The sequence below is a fragment of the Nocardiopsis sp. iso_237 genome (assembly GCF_056173345.1).
In genome coordinates this window covers 501,794-519,269 of the sequence record NZ_CM149669.1, presented here as the reverse complement: position 1 = coordinate 519,269, position 17,476 = coordinate 501,794, and the positions used below count along the sequence as shown (strand labels likewise).

General features: G+C 71.6%; 16 protein-coding genes. 10 read left to right on the top strand and 6 right to left on the bottom strand.

Annotated features, from left to right (window positions below; translation table 11 throughout):
* Positions 1-51: 51 nt before the first annotated feature.
* Together AC0VYM_RS02505 and AC0VYM_RS02500 are read right to left on the bottom strand one after the other, a co-directional pair.
* A complete protein-coding gene (locus AC0VYM_RS02505) occupies positions 52-495 on the bottom strand; it encodes a GreA/GreB family elongation factor (RefSeq protein WP_475458484.1) in 444 nt (147 codons plus the stop codon).
* Between the two features lie 64 nt (positions 496-559).
* The gene (locus AC0VYM_RS02500) at positions 560-1,819 is read right to left on the bottom strand and encodes an NAD(P)/FAD-dependent oxidoreductase (RefSeq protein WP_475458481.1); all 1,260 of its coding nucleotides are present in this window, start codon (positions 1,817-1,819) and stop codon (positions 560-562) included.
* A gap of 148 nt (positions 1,820-1,967) precedes the next feature.
* Between AC0VYM_RS02500 and AC0VYM_RS02495 the strand changes: the two genes are divergently transcribed.
* The gene (locus tag AC0VYM_RS02495; protein WP_475462908.1) at positions 1,968-3,515 is read left to right on the top strand and encodes a PucR family transcriptional regulator; all 1,548 of its coding nucleotides are present in this window, start codon (positions 1,968-1,970) and stop codon (positions 3,513-3,515) included.
* Positions 3,516-3,587: 72 nt separating this feature from the next.
* Here the strand turns inward: AC0VYM_RS02495 and AC0VYM_RS02490 are convergent, their stop codons facing one another.
* Complete coding sequence (locus AC0VYM_RS02490; protein WP_357756546.1) at positions 3,588-4,205, bottom strand: DUF47 domain-containing protein; 618 nt, start codon at positions 4,203-4,205, stop codon at positions 3,588-3,590.
* 452 nt (positions 4,206-4,657) lie between these two features.
* Here AC0VYM_RS02490 and AC0VYM_RS02485 point away from each other — a divergent pair, with 452 nt between their 5' ends.
* The 3 genes from AC0VYM_RS02485 to purM all read left to right on the top strand — a co-directional run bounded on the left by AC0VYM_RS02485 (position 4,658) and on the right by purM (position 7,861).
* On the top strand, positions 4,658-5,122 hold the full coding sequence (locus AC0VYM_RS02485; protein WP_475458479.1) for a sterol carrier family protein: 465 nt from the start codon (positions 4,658-4,660) through the stop codon (positions 5,120-5,122).
* 44 nt (positions 5,123-5,166) lie between these two features.
* Entirely contained in the window at positions 5,167-6,663 is a 1,497-nt protein-coding gene (gene purF / locus AC0VYM_RS02480) for an amidophosphoribosyltransferase (protein ID WP_475458476.1), read from the top strand.
* 133 nt (positions 6,664-6,796) lie between these two features.
* Positions 6,797-7,861, top strand: a complete 1,065-nt coding sequence (gene purM, locus AC0VYM_RS02475) for a phosphoribosylformylglycinamidine cyclo-ligase (RefSeq protein WP_475458474.1) — start codon at positions 6,797-6,799, stop codon at positions 7,859-7,861.
* Between the two features lie 170 nt (positions 7,862-8,031).
* Here the strand turns inward: purM and AC0VYM_RS02470 are convergent, their stop codons facing one another.
* On the bottom strand, positions 8,032-8,259 hold the full coding sequence (locus AC0VYM_RS02470) for a DUF3073 domain-containing protein (protein ID WP_357756536.1): 228 nt from the start codon (positions 8,257-8,259) through the stop codon (positions 8,032-8,034).
* Between the two features lie 253 nt (positions 8,260-8,512).
* Here AC0VYM_RS02470 and AC0VYM_RS02465 point away from each other — a divergent pair, with 253 nt between their 5' ends.
* Together AC0VYM_RS02465 and bldC are read left to right on the top strand one after the other, a co-directional pair.
* Positions 8,513-9,346 carry a DUF8083 family protein gene (locus AC0VYM_RS02465; protein ID WP_475458471.1) on the top strand — a complete coding sequence of 278 codons (834 nt, stop codon included), beginning with the start codon at positions 8,513-8,515 and terminating at the stop codon, positions 9,344-9,346.
* Between the two features lie 716 nt (positions 9,347-10,062).
* Positions 10,063-10,266 (top strand): developmental transcriptional regulator BldC, encoded by a 204-nt coding sequence (gene bldC / locus AC0VYM_RS02460; RefSeq protein ID WP_013155387.1) that lies wholly within the window; start codon positions 10,063-10,065, stop codon positions 10,264-10,266.
* A gap of 164 nt (positions 10,267-10,430) precedes the next feature.
* Here bldC and AC0VYM_RS02455 read toward each other — a convergent pair whose 3' ends face one another.
* A complete protein-coding gene (locus AC0VYM_RS02455) occupies positions 10,431-11,621 on the bottom strand; it encodes a hypothetical protein (RefSeq protein ID WP_475458468.1) in 1,191 nt (396 codons plus the stop codon).
* Positions 11,622-12,206: 585 nt separating this feature from the next.
* Between AC0VYM_RS02455 and AC0VYM_RS02450 the strand changes: the two genes are divergently transcribed.
* Positions 12,207-13,079 (top strand): N-acetylmuramoyl-L-alanine amidase, encoded by an 873-nt coding sequence (locus AC0VYM_RS02450; protein WP_475458466.1) that lies wholly within the window; start codon positions 12,207-12,209, stop codon positions 13,077-13,079.
* Positions 13,080-13,486: 407 nt separating this feature from the next.
* Here the strand turns inward: AC0VYM_RS02450 and AC0VYM_RS02445 are convergent, their stop codons facing one another.
* Positions 13,487-14,701 carry a PT domain-containing protein gene (locus AC0VYM_RS02445; protein ID WP_475458464.1) on the bottom strand — a complete coding sequence of 405 codons (1,215 nt, stop codon included), beginning with the start codon at positions 14,699-14,701 and terminating at the stop codon, positions 13,487-13,489.
* Between the two features lie 663 nt (positions 14,702-15,364).
* Here AC0VYM_RS02445 and AC0VYM_RS02440 point away from each other — a divergent pair.
* The 3 genes from AC0VYM_RS02440 (at position 15,365) to AC0VYM_RS02430 (ending at position 17,467) form a co-directional block, all read left to right on the top strand.
* On the top strand, positions 15,365-16,060 hold the full coding sequence (locus AC0VYM_RS02440) for a DivIVA domain-containing protein (RefSeq protein ID WP_475458462.1): 696 nt from the start codon (positions 15,365-15,367) through the stop codon (positions 16,058-16,060).
* Positions 16,061-16,166: 106 nt separating this feature from the next.
* Complete coding sequence (locus tag AC0VYM_RS02435) at positions 16,167-17,093, top strand: M48 family metallopeptidase (protein WP_475458460.1); 927 nt, start codon at positions 16,167-16,169, stop codon at positions 17,091-17,093.
* 113 nt (positions 17,094-17,206) lie between these two features.
* A complete protein-coding gene (locus AC0VYM_RS02430) occupies positions 17,207-17,467 on the top strand; it encodes a DUF6504 family protein (RefSeq protein ID WP_475458458.1) in 261 nt (86 codons plus the stop codon).
* Positions 17,468-17,476: the final 9 nt, after the last annotated feature.

The window sequence follows — 17,476 nt, the reverse complement described above, 5'->3', positions numbered from 1 at the left end:
CTAGGCGCCCGGGGCGGGGCCGTCCCGATGTGAGCGGCCCCGCCACCGGACTCAGGGAACCTCGGCGACCTCCGAGCCGTAGGGGACGGCGCGCACCAGACTCACCCTGAGTGTCCGCCCGTTGGGTGCCGTGTAGGTGCGCTCCTCCCCCTGCTCGGCGCCGAGAATCGCCTGGCCCAGGGGTGACTCCGGAGAGCAGACCGGCATGCCGTCGGAGTCGGCCCGGTCGCGCACCCCCAGCAGGAAGGTCTCGGGGTCGGGGTCGGTGCCGTAGCGGACGGTGACGACCATCCCGGGCTCCGCGATGCCGTCGTCCGGAGGGGCCTCACCGATGACCGCGTCCCTGAGGATCTCCTGGATGCGGTTGACGCGGGTCTCACGGGCGTCCTTGTCCTCGATGAGGGTGAAGCCCCCCGTTCCGGGGGCGGACATGCCCGTGAGGACCGCCAGTTCGGCGGTGAGGCGTTGGTGGGTTCCCGGGGTCAGCCAGGCCATGGGGTCTCCTTGTACGAAGGCGCCCCGTCGGGGTTCGACGGGGCGCGGACGGGTTCCTGCCGGATCAGCGGGTGGGGTCGAAGGGGCGCAGCGCCGGGGACGGTGTTCCGGTGGCGACAGTGCGGGCCAGGAGGCGTCCGGTGACCGGCCCGTGGGTGAGTCCCCACATGCCGTGTCCGCCCGCCACGTAGAGCCCCGGGACGTCGGTGCGGCCGATCAGGGGCAGGCCGTCGGAGGTGACGGGTCTGGAACCCACCCACTCGTCGGTGCGCTTCCCCAGGTCCACGCCGTCCAGGTAGGGCGCGGCGGACTCGGTGATCGCCCGGACCCGCTCGGCCCGCAGGGGCGCGTCGATGGCGCGGAACTCCATGGTTCCGGCCACGCGCAGGCCCTCGCCGTGCGGTGTGCAGGCCACCCGGACCTCGGGCAGGTAGACGGGGCCGGGAACGATCCGCTCCGTGGGGACCATGAAGCTGTAGCCGCGTCCGGCGCGGAGGGGCACGTTGACGCCCCAGGGTCGGGCCTGGCGGCCGAGCCACGCGCCCGTGGCCACCACGACGGCGTCACCGGTCTCGGTCTCACCGTGCGCGGAGTGCAGCCGGAACCCGCCGTCGCGGGCGGCCTCCACCCTGGTCACCCGGAAGCCCTCGACCACGCTCCCGCCGCGTTCGCGCACGGCGTCCGCGAGCGCGTGGGTGTACACGCCGGGGTTGACGTACCGCTGTCCGTCGATGCGCACGCCCGCCTGCACCCGCGCGGAGGCGAGCGGGTGGGCGGTGCGGGCGGCCTCGCCCTCCAGGGCCGCGTAGGTGAGCGGCAGGCCCGCCTCGCGGGCGGTGTCCAGCTCCATGAGGAGCCGGGCCGCGTGCTTGCGCGAGCTGAAGAGCGCGGTGATCGGGGACGACTCGACCCTGGCGTGCACGCCTCCCTCGAAGAGCTCGTCGAAGGCGTCCAGGCAGGCCGAGCTGAGCGGCACGTTGCCGCGCAGCGCCCGCTCCCAGGTCGACTGCCTGCTGTTCAGGGCGAACGAGGCCAGGAAGTGCAGGAGTCCGGTGTCGGTGGTGGGCGGGACGGACAGCGGGGCCCGGGGGTCGAGCAGCGCCCTCAGCCCGTTGCCGAGTACGCCCGGCTCGTTCAGCGGGATGGCCAGGCCGGGCGAGATCCAGCCCGCGTTGCCCCAGGACGAGCCCGAGGCCACCGTGTCGCGTTCGACCACGGTGACTCCGACCCCGTACTTCTGGAGGAACCAGGCGGTCGAGAGACCGACGATCCCGGCCCCGACGACGATGACGGTACGCGGTGCGCCCGCGCCCTTCCCGGACATGGCGAGTTCTCCTGTGCTGGACGTCGGGTGCGAAGCCGCACCCGCCCAGAGTCTCTCCCGGAAGACCGCGGCGTCCCTTGTCCACGGGGAACAATCTCGGCGTACGCTGATGTGGGGATCACACAACGTGTCCAAGGGAGTGGCGTCGATGGTGTTGCTGGACCGGCTGGTCACCATCCTCGGCACGTACGGCACCCGGCTGGTCGGCCCCCGTCCCGCCCCGGACACGGTGCTGCGCGGGGTGGCGGTGCACGACCCGGCCGACCCCGGCCCGGAGGAGGCGGACGTCCTGCTCGCCGTGGGCGTCCAGGACCCGCTCCACGCCGTCGAGCTGGCCGAGCGCGCCCGGTCCTTGGCCGTGGTGGTGCGGGTCGTGCGGGAGGGCGGGGTGGACCCGCACGGGGAGGCCGCCGCCCGCGCCCGGGGCCAGGGGATCGCGCTGCTGACCGTGGACCCGTCGGTGTCCTGGGGACAGGTCGCCGGGGTGGTCTACGGGCTGGTGCTGGAGGGCGGCGAGACCGAGGCGGGGCGCGGCCCCGCCGACCTGCCAGCGCTGGCGGACACGATCGCCGCGCGGGTCGGCGGGCCGGTGACCATCGAGGATCCGCGCCTGCGCGTCCTGGCGTACTCGAACCGCCAGTCCGAGGCCGACCAGGCCCGCTGGGACACCATCCTGGGGCGCGGGGTCCCCGAGGCGCTCCAGCGCCGTCTGGAGGCCACCGGGGTCATCGCGCACCTGGCCTCGTCCACCGAACCGGTGTTCCTCCCGCCCGAGCCCGCGCTGGGGATGGGCGGCCGCACGGCGGTGGCCGTCCGGGTCGGCCGGGAGTTCCTGGGGTCGCTCTGGGCGGCCTGTCCGGGACCGCTGGACGCCGAACGCTCGGCGCTGCTGGCCGAGGGCGCCCGCACGGTGGCCCTGCACCTGCTGCGCACGAGGGTCAGCGCGGACCTGGAACGCCAGGTGGAGTCGGATCTGGTCAGCCGTCTGCTGGAGGGCGCCATGGACCCGACCGAGGCGGCCGGGCGGCTGGGGCTGGCCGCGACCCCGCACCGGGTCGTCGCCCTCCAGGCGCACACACCCGACGAGCGCCACTCCGCCACCCTCATGACCTTCGAGCGGGCCACCACCGGTTTCGGCTGGTCGCGCCAGGGCCGGAGCACGGTGTTCGGGAGCACGGTCTACACGGTCCTGCCCTGCGGGGCCGACCCATCCCCGGCCCGCGCGTGGGTGGCGGAGACCACCCGGGGGCTGCCCGGGCACGTGGTGGTGAACGCGGGGATCGGCGCGCCCGCCGACCTCGCCGGTCTGGTCGCGAGCCGCAGGGAGGCGGACGAGAGCCTCACCCTGCACGCCGCCCGCCCCGAGGGCGCGGCGGTGGCCTACGACGAGTCCTGGGGCGACGTGCTCATCCACCGTCTGCGGATGGCCTCGGCGTCCGGGCGCCGACCCGCCGACGGACCGGTGGCCGCCCTGACCCGGCACGACGCCGAGCACGGCACGGAACACGCGCGCACCCTGCGCGCCTGGCTCCGGGCCCAGGGCGACCCCAACGCGGCCGCCGAGGAGCTGGGGGTGCATCCCAACACCGTCCGGCACCGGATGCGGAGGATGGCCGAGGTGACCCCGCTCGGCCTGGACCAGCCCGACATGCGACTGGCCCTGGCCATCGCCCTGGAGGCCCACGCCGGGGAGTGAGGGCCGACTGGGGGCGCGGGGGTGTCCGGGGCCGGTTCGGGGACCGCCGGATCAGGGGTCGGGGGCCGCCGCCTAGCCGTTCTTCACCACGATGGTCTCCACCGTGTTGGCCACGTGCTCGAAGGCGTCGGCGGCGGTCTCCAGCTCCTCGATGACGTCCTTGAGCTTGAGGACCGTCAGCGCGTCGTACTCGCCGCTGAAGAGCTTCGCCAGGAGCTTGCGGTAGATGCGGTCGGCCTGGTTCTCCAGCTGGTTGATCTCGATCCAGTAGCGGGTGAGGTCCTTCATGGACCGCAGACGGGGCATGGCCTCGGCGGTGAGTTCGGCCGCCCTCTCCAGCACCTCGATCTGGTCGATGATGCCCTTGGGCAGCTGTTCCAGCCCGTACAGGTTGATGAGGTCGACGGCCGCCTCCATCGAGTCGATGACGTCGTCGAGGTTGGAGGCCAGGCGGTAGATGTCCTCCCGGTGCAGGGGAGGCGCCGAACTCTTGTTGAGTCGGCGCATGATCGCGTGGGTGGCGTCGTCACCGGCGTGCTCGCAGGCACGCATCTTCTCGGTGATGGCCTCCCGGTCGGCCCCGTCGCTCATCAGCTCCACCAGCAGGCGGGCTCCGATGACCAGGTTGTTCGCCGAGTCGGTGAACATCTCGTAGTAACTGTCATCACGCGGGCGCAAGCGCAGGCGCACGTCGTTCTCCCGATGGTGCGGTGGTCTTCCTTGGTGGATGTTAAGGGCGCTGACCAGCTGCTTCAGCGCGACAGTGCGGGATGCTCACGTCCGGACCCCGATTGGGGGAGGCGGGTCCGGGTATGGTCACCCCTCGTTCATCTGTCTGTGTCGACGCGTGGAACGCCATCTGCGCGGGTCCCCTCGCAATCCTCCCAATCTCGGACGACACCGGGACGGTTCGGGACGCTACCGTGTCCCGCTCCCCCTGGCCAGCGGGGCGCTGAGACACGAATCACTCGATCACCCGGAGACCGACAGGCAGTTCCCCCTGAATCCCCTTATGTCCACCTTCGGTCCATCGCCCGGTAATGACAAGCACCCCTGGCGTCAACCCTGCCCCACGCGCCGGAGCCGAGGCCGTGACCTCGACGAACCCGACTCCGTCGCCGCCCCGCCCTAGGATCTCGTGCATGCCTTCAGCCCTGACCCCGAGCTCCGTGCGCCGGTTGCGCTCCGCCCTGGACGAACAGCTCTCCGCCCTGGGCGAACCCGCCTTCACGGGCACCGACGAGGAGGCCGTGGCGGCGGCCGCGCGGGCGGTCCTGCGCGCCGAGGAGCCGCTCCGCCCCGTGGTGAAGGCCGCCGTGCGGTGCAGCCTGGCCGTCCTGGCGGACCGCGTTCCGGGCCGCAGCCTGGAGGTGCGCGTCCCCCCGTACGGCGCGGTCCAGGTGATCGAGGGGACCACGCACACCCGGGGCACCCCGCCGGGGGTGGTCGAGACCGACCCCCTCACGTGGCTGCGGCTGGCCGTGGGCGGCGCGGACTGGGAGGGAGCCGTGCACGACCACGGGGTGCGGGCCAGCGGTGTGCGCTCCGACCTGTCCGCCCACCTGCCGCTGTGGTCGGACGAGGGGACGGGTCGGGGTTCCGTCTGACCCCGAGTGACCCCCCGGCGTCGGGCAGCGGCTAAGCTGTGCGTGTGTCGTACTCCGACGGCCGGCTCTCCATGGACCTCGATCCGCTCGAACGCGGCCCGCAGGACGCCTGCGGCGTTTTCGGGGTCTGGGCACCCGGCGAAGAAGTCAGCAAGCTCACCTACTTCGGCCTCTACGCTCTTCAGCACCGCGGGCAGGAATCCGCGGGCATCGCCACGAGCGACGGGGAACGGATCGTCGTCTACAAGGACATGGGACTGGTCTCCCAGGTCTTCAACGAGGCGACGCTCGACTCCCTGAAGGGCCACCTCGCGATCGGCCACTGCCGTTACTCGACCACCGGTTCACCGGTGTGGGAGAACGCCCAGCCGACCTTCTACACCGCGCGTGAGGGGGGTCTGGCACTCGGCCACAACGGCAACCTCATCAACACTCCGGAACTGGCCGCGATGCTGCCCGACCAGCGCCGGGGCGCGACCACCGACACCGAGGTGCTCACCAACCTCCTGGCGGCCCGCGCCAAGGAGGGGCACACCCTGGAGGACGCGGCCCTGGAGCTGCTTCCCCAGGTGCGGGGCGCCTTCTCCCTCGTCTTCATGGACGAGGACACCCTCTTCGCCGCGCGCGACCCGCAGGGCATCCGCCCGTTCGTCCTGGGCCGCCTCGGGGAGAACTCCGGCTCCGGCGGCTGGGTGGTGGCCAGTGAGACCGCCGCCCTGGACATCGTGGGCGCCACGGTCGTCCGCGAGATCGAACCGGGCGAACTCCTGGTGATCGACGGCGACGGGGTCCGTTCCCGCCGCTTCGCCCCCACCCAGCGCAAGGGCTGCCTGTTCGAGTACGTCTACCTGGCGCGCCCGGACACCACCATCAACGGGCGCAACGTGAACTCCACCCGCGTGGAGGTGGGCCGCCGCCTGGCGAAGGAGCACCCGGTCGAGGCCGACCTCGTGATCCCGGTCCCCGAGTCCGGCACCCCCGCCGCGGTCGGGTACGCCGAGGCCAGCGGCATCCCGTTCGCCCAGGGGCTCGTGAAGAACTCCTACGTGGGGCGCACGTTCATCCAGCCCAGCCAGACCCTGCGCCAGCTGGGCATCCGGCTCAAGCTGAACCCCCTGCGGGAGGTCATCGAGGGCCGCCGCCTGGTGGTCGTGGACGACTCGATCGTGCGCGGCAACACCCAGCGGGCGCTGGTCCGGATGCTGCGGGACGCCGGGGCCGCCGAGGTGCACGTGCGCATCTCCAGCCCGCCCGTGCTCTGGCCCTGCTACTACGGCATCGACTTCGCCACCCGCGCCGAACTCATCGCCGCGAACCTGTCGGTGGAGGAGATCGCGGAGTCCGTCAACGCGGACTCGCTGGCCTACGTGGACCTGGAGGAGCTCATCGCCGCCTCCGAGCAGCCCAAGGACCAGCTGTGCCGGGCCTGCTTCGACGGGGTGTACCCGTTGGAGGTCGACTCCGACTCCCAGGGCAAGTACCTGCTGGAGAAGGCCTGCGGCACCCCCGAGGGCTCCACCCTGGCCACCAGCCACAAGTAACGCGCGCGGCGGGCCGCGGCCCGCCGCGTCCGGCGGGACACCCCTTCCGGACCCTCCGGCGTGCCCTGGGACGGGCACCGGAGGCTCGCTCAACAGCGAACACCGCACACCACCGATCACGAGGAGAACTCGCGTGGCAGCCGACAGCACAGGGGCGACGGGCGCGTACGCGGCCGCGGGCGTCGACATCGCCGCCGGTGAGCGCGCCGTCGACCTGATGAAGCGTCACGTCGCGCGCACCCGCCGACCCGAGCAGGTCACCGACGCCAGTGGTTTCGCCGGTCTGTTCCGTCTGGACACGGCCAGATACCGGGACCCGGTCCTGGCCACCTCCACCGACGGCGTGGGCACCAAGGTCATGCTCGCCCAGCAGATGGACAAGCACGACACCATCGGCATCGACCTGGTGGGGATGGTCGTCGACGACCTGGTCGTCAGCGGCGCCGAGCCCCTCTTCATGACCGACTACATCGCGACCGGCGCCGTGGTGCCCGAGCGGGTGGCCGAGATCGTCGGCGGTATCGCGGAGGGCTGCCACCAGGCGGGGTGCGCGCTGATCGGCGGCGAGACCGCCGAGCACCCGGGCGCGATGGACCCGGACGAGTACGACCTGGCCGGGGCCGGCACGGGTGTGGTCGAGGGCGACGCGATCCTGGGCCCGGACCGGGTGCGCGAGGGCGACGCCGTGATCGCGATGGCCTCCTCCGGTCCGCACTCCAACGGCTACTCGCTCATCCGCCACATCGTGGACCAGGCTGACCTGGACCTGTACTCCGAGGTTCCCGAGCTGGGCGGGGTCCTGGGCGAGGTGCTGCTCACCCCGACCCGTGTCTACGCGAAGGACTGCGTGGCGCTGACCGCCGAGGTCGAGGTGCACGCGTACTCGCACATCACCGGCGGTGGCCTGGCCGCCAACCTGTCCCGGTCGCTGCCGGAGGAGCTGGACGCCGAACTGGACCGTTCCACGTGGGCGCCGTCACCGGTCTTCGCCTACCTCGCGGAGAAGGGCGAGGTCAGCCGGGAGGACATGGAGGCCACGTTCAACATGGGCGTGGGCATGGTGGCCGTCGTCGCCGAGGACGACGCCGACCGTGCGCTGGGCGTGCTCGCCGGGCGCGGCGTGGAGGCCTGGCGCCTGGGCGTGGTGAAGGGCGGTTCCGGACGGGCCGTGCTGAACGGCGAGTACCGGAGCGCCTAGGTGGTGCCGGTTCGCGCCCGAAGGACGCGAACATAGCCGGTGCGAACCACCGCAGTGGTTCGCACCGGCTATATCCACCTGTCCGCGACGGTCCCGCGACGGGGACCGTGACCGCTACAGGTCAGCGGTTGTTGTCCGAGCGACCCGAAAGACTCGACCGGTTCCGACGTCTACTTGTCGGAGTCCGAGTACTTGTCGGCAAGATCCGCGTAGCGGTCGATCAGGTCGTCCTGAGGTTCCGTGTAGGAATCGTCCGGACCCGACGGCCCGGAGGGAGACCCCTCGTCCTCAGCGACACCCAGCTCCGACCGCAGCCGCTCAAGGTCGGTCCCACCGGAGCTGTACTTGAGCTTCCGGGCGACCTTCTGCTGCTTGGCCTTGGCTCGGCCGCGCCCCATTGGCTCGACCCCCTCAACGATTGGGTTCCGACGAACCCCAGATCACTTACTAACCCGCACTACCAGGCTGACGGCCGTCAAACGCGACTGACGTCTGGCGCCAGCTTACGTACACATACAACCGTACCTGGTCGGACCCCACCGTGCCTACGCCACCCGGGTGTGACGGATGTGGTGTGCGCACGGAACCCCTCCCTGCCTGGCCGTTCTCACGGTGAGTGCCAGACGGAACGATCTGTGCCACGATGCGATCGTGCTGCCCTACACCGCGTATCTGCGCGTCTACCAGCCGATCACGGCCTTCTCTCCTCGTGACCGTCGGTACTGGGAGGGGTACGCGGAGTCCCCGGACCGACCCAAACGCGTGAACGCCCTCGCCGCGGAGCACGCGGAGAGTCTGGGCCGGACCATCGCGACCCCGCCGGTGGTCGCGCCCGCCGAGGAGAGCGGGGACGCCTACCTGCGCCGGGTGAACGAGCGGTTGTACGTGTGCCCGTGGCAGACGCGCCTGCGGTCCTGGCGCGCGTTCGGGGAGTTCACGGAGTCCATGCCCCGCCCGATGGTGGAGGCGTTCGTCCCGGCCAGGGAGGCCGACCGCGCCGAGACGGGATACCGGCAGTGGCGCGACTCGGGCGCGCTGGCGGAGCCGGGGATCCTGTCCAGCAACTGGACGATCCCGATCCCGTGGTTCGTCGCCTTCGAGCCGCAGGAGCGCTGCCTCGTCCTGTCCGCCGGACCCACCAGGACCCTGCTGTACCTGACCAGGACCGCGCTGGCCCGCCGCCGCCTGGAGCACACGGCGGCGGTGCTGCGGGAACGTGTCGGAGAGCACGCGGTCTCCTCCTCTGCGGAGCGGCTCACGGAGTGGCTGGCCACGACCGCGCACCCCGAGTCCCTGCTCGAACTGGACTACGGGGGGCTGCCGCACCTGCTGAGCGACGAGCACCTGAGCGAGGACCACTCGGTGGCGGAGGTGGCCGAGGCCGTGGAGTCGCTCGCCAGGGGCGAGGGCTCCCGGGTGAAGGAGCTGCGAGCGAGGCTCACGCGGCGCTGGAGGTCGGTGCGCGCCCTGGAGCACGCCAACTGACCGTCATGTTCCGGTCGACCTTTCTTGGACACTTCGCACGCCCTGTCGTCATCCCGACCGGGGTGCGAGCCGGGACACGGGGGCGCCACGCCGTACCCCAACCTGGTACACCAGGTTTCTCGGCCGCACGAAACCGTCTTTTCGCACGTGACGGCTGCGCACGCGTCCACCCGCCGAGAACGCCCCTCCAAGCGTCGTGAAACTGGGCATAACGCCCGATAGGGATCGGCGTAGACTGTAGCGAGTCGACCACAGAGAGCACTCAGAGTAACCAGGAAACCCTGCCACGCCGAGGATCCGCGTGGCCCGACCCCCCTGCCGCAGCGGACCGGCCGCCCACCCCGCCGTTCCGCCCCACACCACCCCGAACGGCGACCGACCAGGGCCCGCGCCCTCCTCCCCCAGACTCGGCCCCCGGGTTTCGGTCAGCCCCGCCCTAGCACTTCGGGTTCTCCGGATCGAGAAAAACGAGGCCCGAGAACGAAGTTTTGACCGAATACGCCACATGCCACTAAACGTGTCGCTAGAATCACTTAGCGTGACGCGGCCACGGGCGGCTTTCAATGGCCTCCCACGTGCAAAGTTGCTTGGAGTGGTCGCGCAAACACCTCGGGTGATATCAATAGGACTCAAGTGGGACTATTGGACATCCGGGCCAAGTGCCAGGAATCAGGCTCAAGGATCGGCACACAGATCCAGGAGGAGAGGCCGTACACATGTCGACTCGCACGCCCGAGGCGGAGCCCCTGTTGACCCCCGCCGAGGTTGCCACCATGTTCCGCGTTGACCCCAAGACCGTGACACGCTGGGCCAAGGCGGGCAAGCTGACCTCGATCCGCACCTTGGGTGGCCACCGCCGCTACCGCGAGACTGAGGTCCGCGCCCTGCTGGCCGGAATCCCCAGCCAGCGCACGGAGTGATCTCCCCGGTCTGTGCCGATTCCGGGGGGAACGGCTGGACGCGTTCCGGCTGCTGACAGATTTCTCAGGGCGGGCCACCCGTACGGGGTGGCCCGCCCTCCCTCACGCACCGCCCGGGGCACGGGTCCCCGCCCCGGCCCCCGACCGGGGCGGACCGGCCGCGGTCAGTCCTCGATCTGGTCATCCATGGCGGTGGTCCGCTTGCGGGCCAGGAAGGTCGCCGCGGCCCCGCCGCCGACCGCCACCACCGCCGCGGTGACCAGCGCCGCCAGGGAACTCCCCGTGGTGGCCAGCCGCTGGCTCGCGGACGCGGTCTCCCGTTCCCCCTCACCGCGCTCCCCTTCACCGGGCGCGTCCGCCGCGATGTGGGTGGAGCCGATCGCCCAGGAGTCGGCGAAGTCCACCGTGAACCCCTGACCCAGCTCGGGGTCCCCGACCTGGACCGACACCGAGAACGAGGAACGCACGCCCTCGCCCTCCCAGTCCTCGTCCTCGTCGTCGAAGGTGCCGGAGCTGGTCACGAAGCGGACGCTGACGGGCACCTCGACCAGTGTCCGGCCCCTCTCGTCGAGGACCTCCAGGGTCTCCTCTGCCAGGTGGTCGCCCTCGAAGTCGGTCACGGGCTCACCGAACGCGGTCAGCTCCCCGTACTCGAAGGTCGTCTCGGTCGCCCCGTCGTAGGCCGCGGCCGCGCTGGTCCGCACGTCCGTGAGGGAGAACTCGACCGCGTTGGAGTCGGCGGAGACCGTCTCGGACTCCTCCTCACCGAGGACCACCACGTCCTCCTCGGAGGGTGTGGCGCTGGCGCCGGGCTCCTCCGAAGGGTCCTGGAAGGGCGTGTCCGGGGTGGGCCGGTCCGACCACCGGGGTCCCTGGTCTCCGGACTCCCCCTCCTCGGGCCCGCCCCCGTCCTCGACGGGTGGTTCGGTGCCCCTCTCGGGCTCCGGCGTCGGAGTCTCCTCGACCTCGCCGCCCGCGCCGTCGACCGGGTCGATCATGCCGAGGCCGATGAGGTCGTCCACCCCGATCCGGACCGTCGCCCGATCCACCGCCGACTGGGCCAGGGCGCCCCTGTCGTTGACCAGGGTTCGGCTCTCGCCCTCGACCCGCGCGAACCGCGCGAGGTCGCCCACGACGGGGTCGGCACCGGCGGCGTCCTCGGTCTCACCACCGAAGCTGATCGCGGTGGAGTATCCCGAGACGAGGTCACCGTCACCGACCCAGGCCTGCGCGTTGGCCCAGACCAGCTGGTTGGCGGAGGCGGGGGAGGCGGACGCGACCCCGAGCGCGCCGAGGGCGGTGAAGAGGGTTCCGCCCACCAGGAGGCGGCGAACGGACATTCTGGCGGGAGTCACCACGACACTCCTGTTGCATCTGGGGGATGACCGGCCCTGGGGCCGGTCCCGACCCGGCGCCGTGGCGTCGTGTCGGGGTGTTCCGACCGGCCTCGCGGGCCGGGGGCGGTGTTTCCGGGGCGGGGTGTGCGCACTCCCGCGCCGGTCGTGGACGGGTTCGTTGTGGAGTGCCGTGTGCGGAACGCTCCACACGGCGAGCCTAGTCGCTTGATCACAAAACGGAAACCGTTCCGTCGCCGTCGGGCGGCGTTTCACGGCCTTCGGAGCGCCGCCGACGCACCGTTGTGAGCCGGTGGAACGCCGAACCGAACGGAACAGTGCTCCAGGGGGCGTGGCGGGTGAGCGGTGATGGGGGCCGAGCGCGATCCCCTCGGCGGGCCACCCGGGCCCCCGCCGCCGGAGGTCCGTCAGCGCTGGTCGCCGTGGGTGATCCCACCGGCTCCGCGCCCGCCCCGGGGGCAGGACACGGCGCGGGCGCGCGCTCCCCGGGACACCGGGGCGGGGCGGACTCGCGCCACGGCGAGAGCCTTTCGTCCGTGTTTGTGCGGGTACGGCGGGGTCACGGACAGCGGCTAGGTTTGAGGCATGCTCGTCTGCGCACCCACAGGGCGCCGGAGCCGCGCCACACGCGCCCTGGCCCTGCTCTCGCTCGCCGTCGTCTGGACCGCGGGCTGCTCGTCCCCGGCGGGCGGCGCACCCGGAACCGACCCCACGGCGGCGCCTCCGCTCCCCGGCCCGGAGGACGGGTCCGGCGCCCCCAGCACCGACGACGAGGCGCCCCCACCCGGCGAGGGCCCGCTCGGTGACCGGGTCGTGGTCATCGACCCAGGTCACAACGGGGGCAACGCCGACGCCCCGAGCGAGATCAACGCGATGGTGCCCGCCGGCCCAGGCGAGAAGGCCTGCGACACGGTCGGCGCCGAGAGCGTCAACGGCTACCCCGAACACGAGTTCACCTGGGAGCTGTCCCTGCTCGTCCAGGAGCGGCTGGAGGCGGACGGTGCCACGGTGGTCCTCACCCGCGAGGACGACGAGGGCGTGGGGCCGTGCGTCAACGAGCGTGCCGAGATCGGCAACGAGAACGACGCGGACGTCGCCCTGTCCATCCACGCGGACGGCGGACCGGGTTCGGGACGGGGCTTCCACGTCATCACCCCGGGCGAGGTGAGCGGGTTCACCGAGGAGATCGTCGAGCCCTCCGCGCTGTTCGCCGAGGACCTCCGCCGCGAGTACCTGGAGGGCAGCGGGATCCCCTACGCCGACTACCTGGCCGAGGACGGCCTGGACGAACGCACGGACCTGGGCGGGCTGAACATGTCCACGGTCCCGAAGGTGTTCCTGGAGGCGGGCAACATGCGCAACGCCGAGGACGCCGAGCTCCTGGAGGACCCCGAGTGGCGCGAGCGCGCCGCCGACGCCATCGCCCGCGGTCTGGCCACCTACCTCCTGCGCGGGTAGGCGCCGCCCCGAACACACGGAGGCGGGCCCCGGGGATCTCTCCCCGGGGCCCGCCTCCGTCAGTCGCCCCGAACCGTCCGGGCCGGTCGACTCACGCGGCCGGACGGTCGGAGGTCCGACTAGGGAGTGTTTTTTGGATGCTTTCGCCGGTGGCGGCGGAGCCGCCATCGATGCGAGCGGCCGTCGCCCCTACTGTGCACTGCTACGCAAGCTCCGCAGCCTCGCACAGCGGGGGCCCGGCAATCTCTCGCAAGACGTGGAGTGAAGCTGCCCCTACTGTGCGCTGCTACGCAAGCTCCGCAGTGTCGCACAGCGGGGGCCCGCCCGGGTTTGGCTGTCCGAGCTTCATCGGCGCAGCGAGAGGCAGCCTGGTGGACGCGAGCGCGGAATGATCCAAAAAACACGACCTAGCCCTCGTTGGTCTCGGGGGCCTCTTCGCCGTTCTTCTTCTTGCGACGCGCCAGGTAGGCGGCGGCGCCACCGCCGGCGGCGATCGCGGCGCCGGCCGCGATCAGCCCGGCGAGCGGAGAGCCGGTCTGGGCCAGGGGCTGGGCGTCCTTGGCCTCGGTCTTCGGGACGGTGTCCGCGTCGCGCTCCTTGACCGGCGGGTTCTTGGCGTCGTCGTCGCCACCGCCGTTGTCCCCACCGCCGTCGACCGTGCCGGTCGTGATGCCCGCGGCGCTCTCGGCGATCAGGAAGCCGGAGACGATCTCGTCACCGACGCTGAAGGTGATGTACATGTCGGTGATGGCGTCGTTCCAGACGAAACCGGCGTCCTCGGTCTCGTGGACCGCGCTGACGGGCTCCAGCGACACGGAGAGCTCGACGGTCTCGCCCTCGACGTCGGCCTGGAGGGTGGAGGCGCCCAGGACCCCGGCGTCGAAGCCGTGGTTGACCGCGCCGTCCCAGCCCTGGCTGGTGGAGACGCTCGCACCGTTGATGGTGGCCTCGAGCAGGACGTCGCTGCCACCGTCGACCAGCTCGGAGTTCTCCTCGTCGAGCTCGATGACGTCGGCGGAGGCGGTCGTGCTCTCGGCCTCGTCGTCACCGTCCTCGGCGGGGGCGGAGGGCTCCTCGGTCGGCTGCGGGGCGGGCTCCTCGGTCGGCTGCTCGGACGGCTCGTCCGTGGGCTGGTCGGTGTCGCCGTCGTCCGGGACGTCGGTGTCACCCTCGCCGTCGCCGTCCTCCGGGGACTCCTCGCCCTCGGACGCGTCGTCGTCGCCCTCGTCCTCGCCGTCCTCGTCGTCGTCCGGGGTCTCCTCGTCCTCGTCCTCGTCCTCCTCGGGGTCGAGGATGCCGGGGAGGTCGGCCTCGGTGATGACGATGCGCGCGGTGTCCACCACGGCGGTGCCGGTGGCGCCGCTGGAGTTCACGGTGGCCGTGGTGGTGCCCTCAACGGTCAGCCAGTCGCCGATGGCGCCGCTGAAGGTGTCCGAGACCGTCTGGTCCTTGGTGATGTAGGTCTGCGTGGGGGAGGAGGCGCCCAGGGCCGAGGCGTAGCCCCACCCGTAGGTGTCGGCGTGGGCGGGCGAGGCGGCGCCCAGCGTGAGAGCACCCAGCGCGGCGAAGGCGACACCGCCCTGGAGCACGCGGCGTGCGGAGATTCGAGAAGCGTTCTTCAAGATCAATCCTCGTTTGGATCGTCCAGGCCCACATGGGTCGGGGCCAGGCCTGGTCTGGGCTTCCACCGCCGGAACACAAAGGCGGGAAGTCTCGGAACGCGGAATCACGGACCAGGGTCGAATGGGGGACGGTCAAGGCACACAGAAGCCCATGACCTGCGAAAATAGAGAGCGTGCACGGTTTCGGCCCGCAGAGGGCAAGAGCCGGAAGAACCGGCCGAGTTGCTTTCCATTCCCTACGGAGACAATACAGTCCAAGTAATGATCAAATGCATGATCACTGATCTCAAAAACATCACGATGAACGGTTGAACGCACTGAGTAACCACTCTCGGCAATTCCGGTTATTCTTTTGGATTCCGGTAAACCTTCTCTCGGCCGGGGCGTCTTATAAGGAAGACCCCGACGGAAGGGGCCTGGTCAGTGCCCGGGTCGCGTCCGCACCCGGCCAGAACCACCGGCCGGTATGGCACGGGTCACCTCCCCTCGGCATAATGCGAACCGTGTGTTCCCCCCGGCGCTCCCGCGTCCGCACTCCGCGCGTGTCTCCGCTCGGCGGAGAACGGAGTCCGGCCGCTCGGCGGGGCCCGGCGGCCGTCCGAACGGCCCCGGAGGCACACGCGGACGCGTGATACCGCACCTACGAACCTCGTGAACTGCACAATGGGGACCATGCCTCTGACACCGGCGGACATCCGCAACAAGAAGTTCCACACGGTGCGTCTGCGCCCGGGTTACAACGAGGAGGACGTGGACGCGCTCCTCGACCGGATCGAGGCGACGCTGGTCGCGCTGGAGGGCGGGCCGCGCACGGGCCCGCTGCTCACCGCGGACGAGATCCGCAACTCCCGGTTCCGCACCACCCGGATGAGCCCCGGCTACCGCGAGGACGAGGTGGACGACTTCCTCGACCTCGTCGTCGCCGACCTCGCCGGCCGCGGCCTGGGCCAGCCCGCCGCGACGCCTCCCCTGCCCCCGCACCCGGGTCAGGCCGGACCCGGCCAGCCCCCTCCCGGCCAGGGACCGGGGTACGCGGACCCGCACCGCTCCGACCAGCCGCCCGGCGGCCCGGCGGGCGGCCCTCGGATGGCGCCCGGGGACATCAGGGAGAAGCGCTTCGCCACCACCCGGCTGACCACCGGCTACAACGAGCAGGAGGTGGACGAGTTCCTGGACCGCGCCGAGTACACCCTGGAGGTCCTCCTCCAGGGAAGGCCGGACCGGGCCACGCTCACCGCCGCCGAGGTGGAGCGCGTCCAGTTCGCCACCACCCGGGCGCGCCCGGGGTACGACCCGGCCCAGGTGGACCACTTCCTCGACGAGCTCGCGGAGGAGTTCCGCCGGTACGAACACCCCTGAGCCCGGACACGCCGCCCCCAACCACACCACACGAAGGGAAGCGGAAAGTAATATTTAGGCACAGGGAGTAGTCATCCCCTGTCAAGGGCGGCCCGAGGGGAGCAGTATGCGACATTCCATGCCGTCTTGGGGGACCTCCCCGACCAGCGCGGTCCACGGGGTCCCCGGCTGCACCACCGTCCCCGGACCGTGGTCGGCGCACCAGCCCTCCCCGCACGCGAGCGAGCCGTACCCGGCCGACGCCGACGAGGAGGTCGTCCCGGCCTCGGCGCACCCCTGGGAGAGACCGCTGCTCGCACTGTGCGTGACGGTGACGCTGGTGCTGACCGCGGTGCTGTTGCGGCTGGTGTGGTCAGTGTCGGGTTCACTGCTGTGGACGGCGCTGTCACTGGCCGCGGTACCGCTGGTGTGCTGGTCGGCGCGCGGCCTGCGGTACGCCCGCGAGCGCGCGGAGTCGGTCCGGATCTCGCCCACCCAGTTCCCCGAGGCCTACCGGGTGGTGGTGTCGTTGGCGCGGGACATGGGGCTGCCCCGGGCCCCGGAGGCCTACGTTCGCCCAGGGCCGGTCTCGGTGCGCGCGGACGCCGCCGCGCACGGGTTCCGGCGCTACCTGGTACTCCCCGACGCCGTCTTCGACGACCGGGGCCTCCCCCAGGACCGGGAGGCCCTCGCCTTCCTCGTCGCGCACCAGGTGGGCCACGTCGCCGCCGGGCACACGGGGTACTGGCGGCGGGTGGCCACCCTCGGCGCCGACCTGGTCCCCGGCCTCGGCTCTGCGCTGTCCCGGGCCTCCGAGTACACCGCCGACAACCACGCCCACGCGCACGTGCCCGAGGGCGCGCACGGGGTGCGGCTCTTCGCCGGGGGCCCGTCCCTGTACCCGCGTGTGAACCTGGGCGAGATGGCCGCCCGGGCCCGCACGGACCGGGGCTGCGCGCTCCTGCTCTACCACCTGCTCTCCCGGCGCCCCAGCAACACCCGCCGGATGGCCGCCCTGCGCGACCGCGACCGCCGGGGCCGGGTGTTCCTGTAGCCCACAGGCGGGGATGGCGACCGCTCCGACCAGGGACTTAGTCACGAAGCGCGACCCTCGCCACCCTCAGGAGGCTTGACTCATTCGAACACACGTTCGATAGACTGTGCCTCGTGAGTCTCCTGAACGACCAGATCAACGTCCGTTCCACCGACCGTGGCCACCCGGCGCAGTTCACCTGGCGCGGCCACACCTTCCGCGTGCGCCGGATCATCGGTGACTGGCCCGCCCGGCCCGGAGCCCCGGGCGTACCGGCCACGCACATCCATCTGCTCCGGGTCTCGGCCGAGTCCGAGACCGGGCAGCCCAGCATCATCGACATCTCCCGTGACGCCGCCTCGGACCGCTGGACCATGCGGCGCCAGTGGAGCTGACGGACGCGT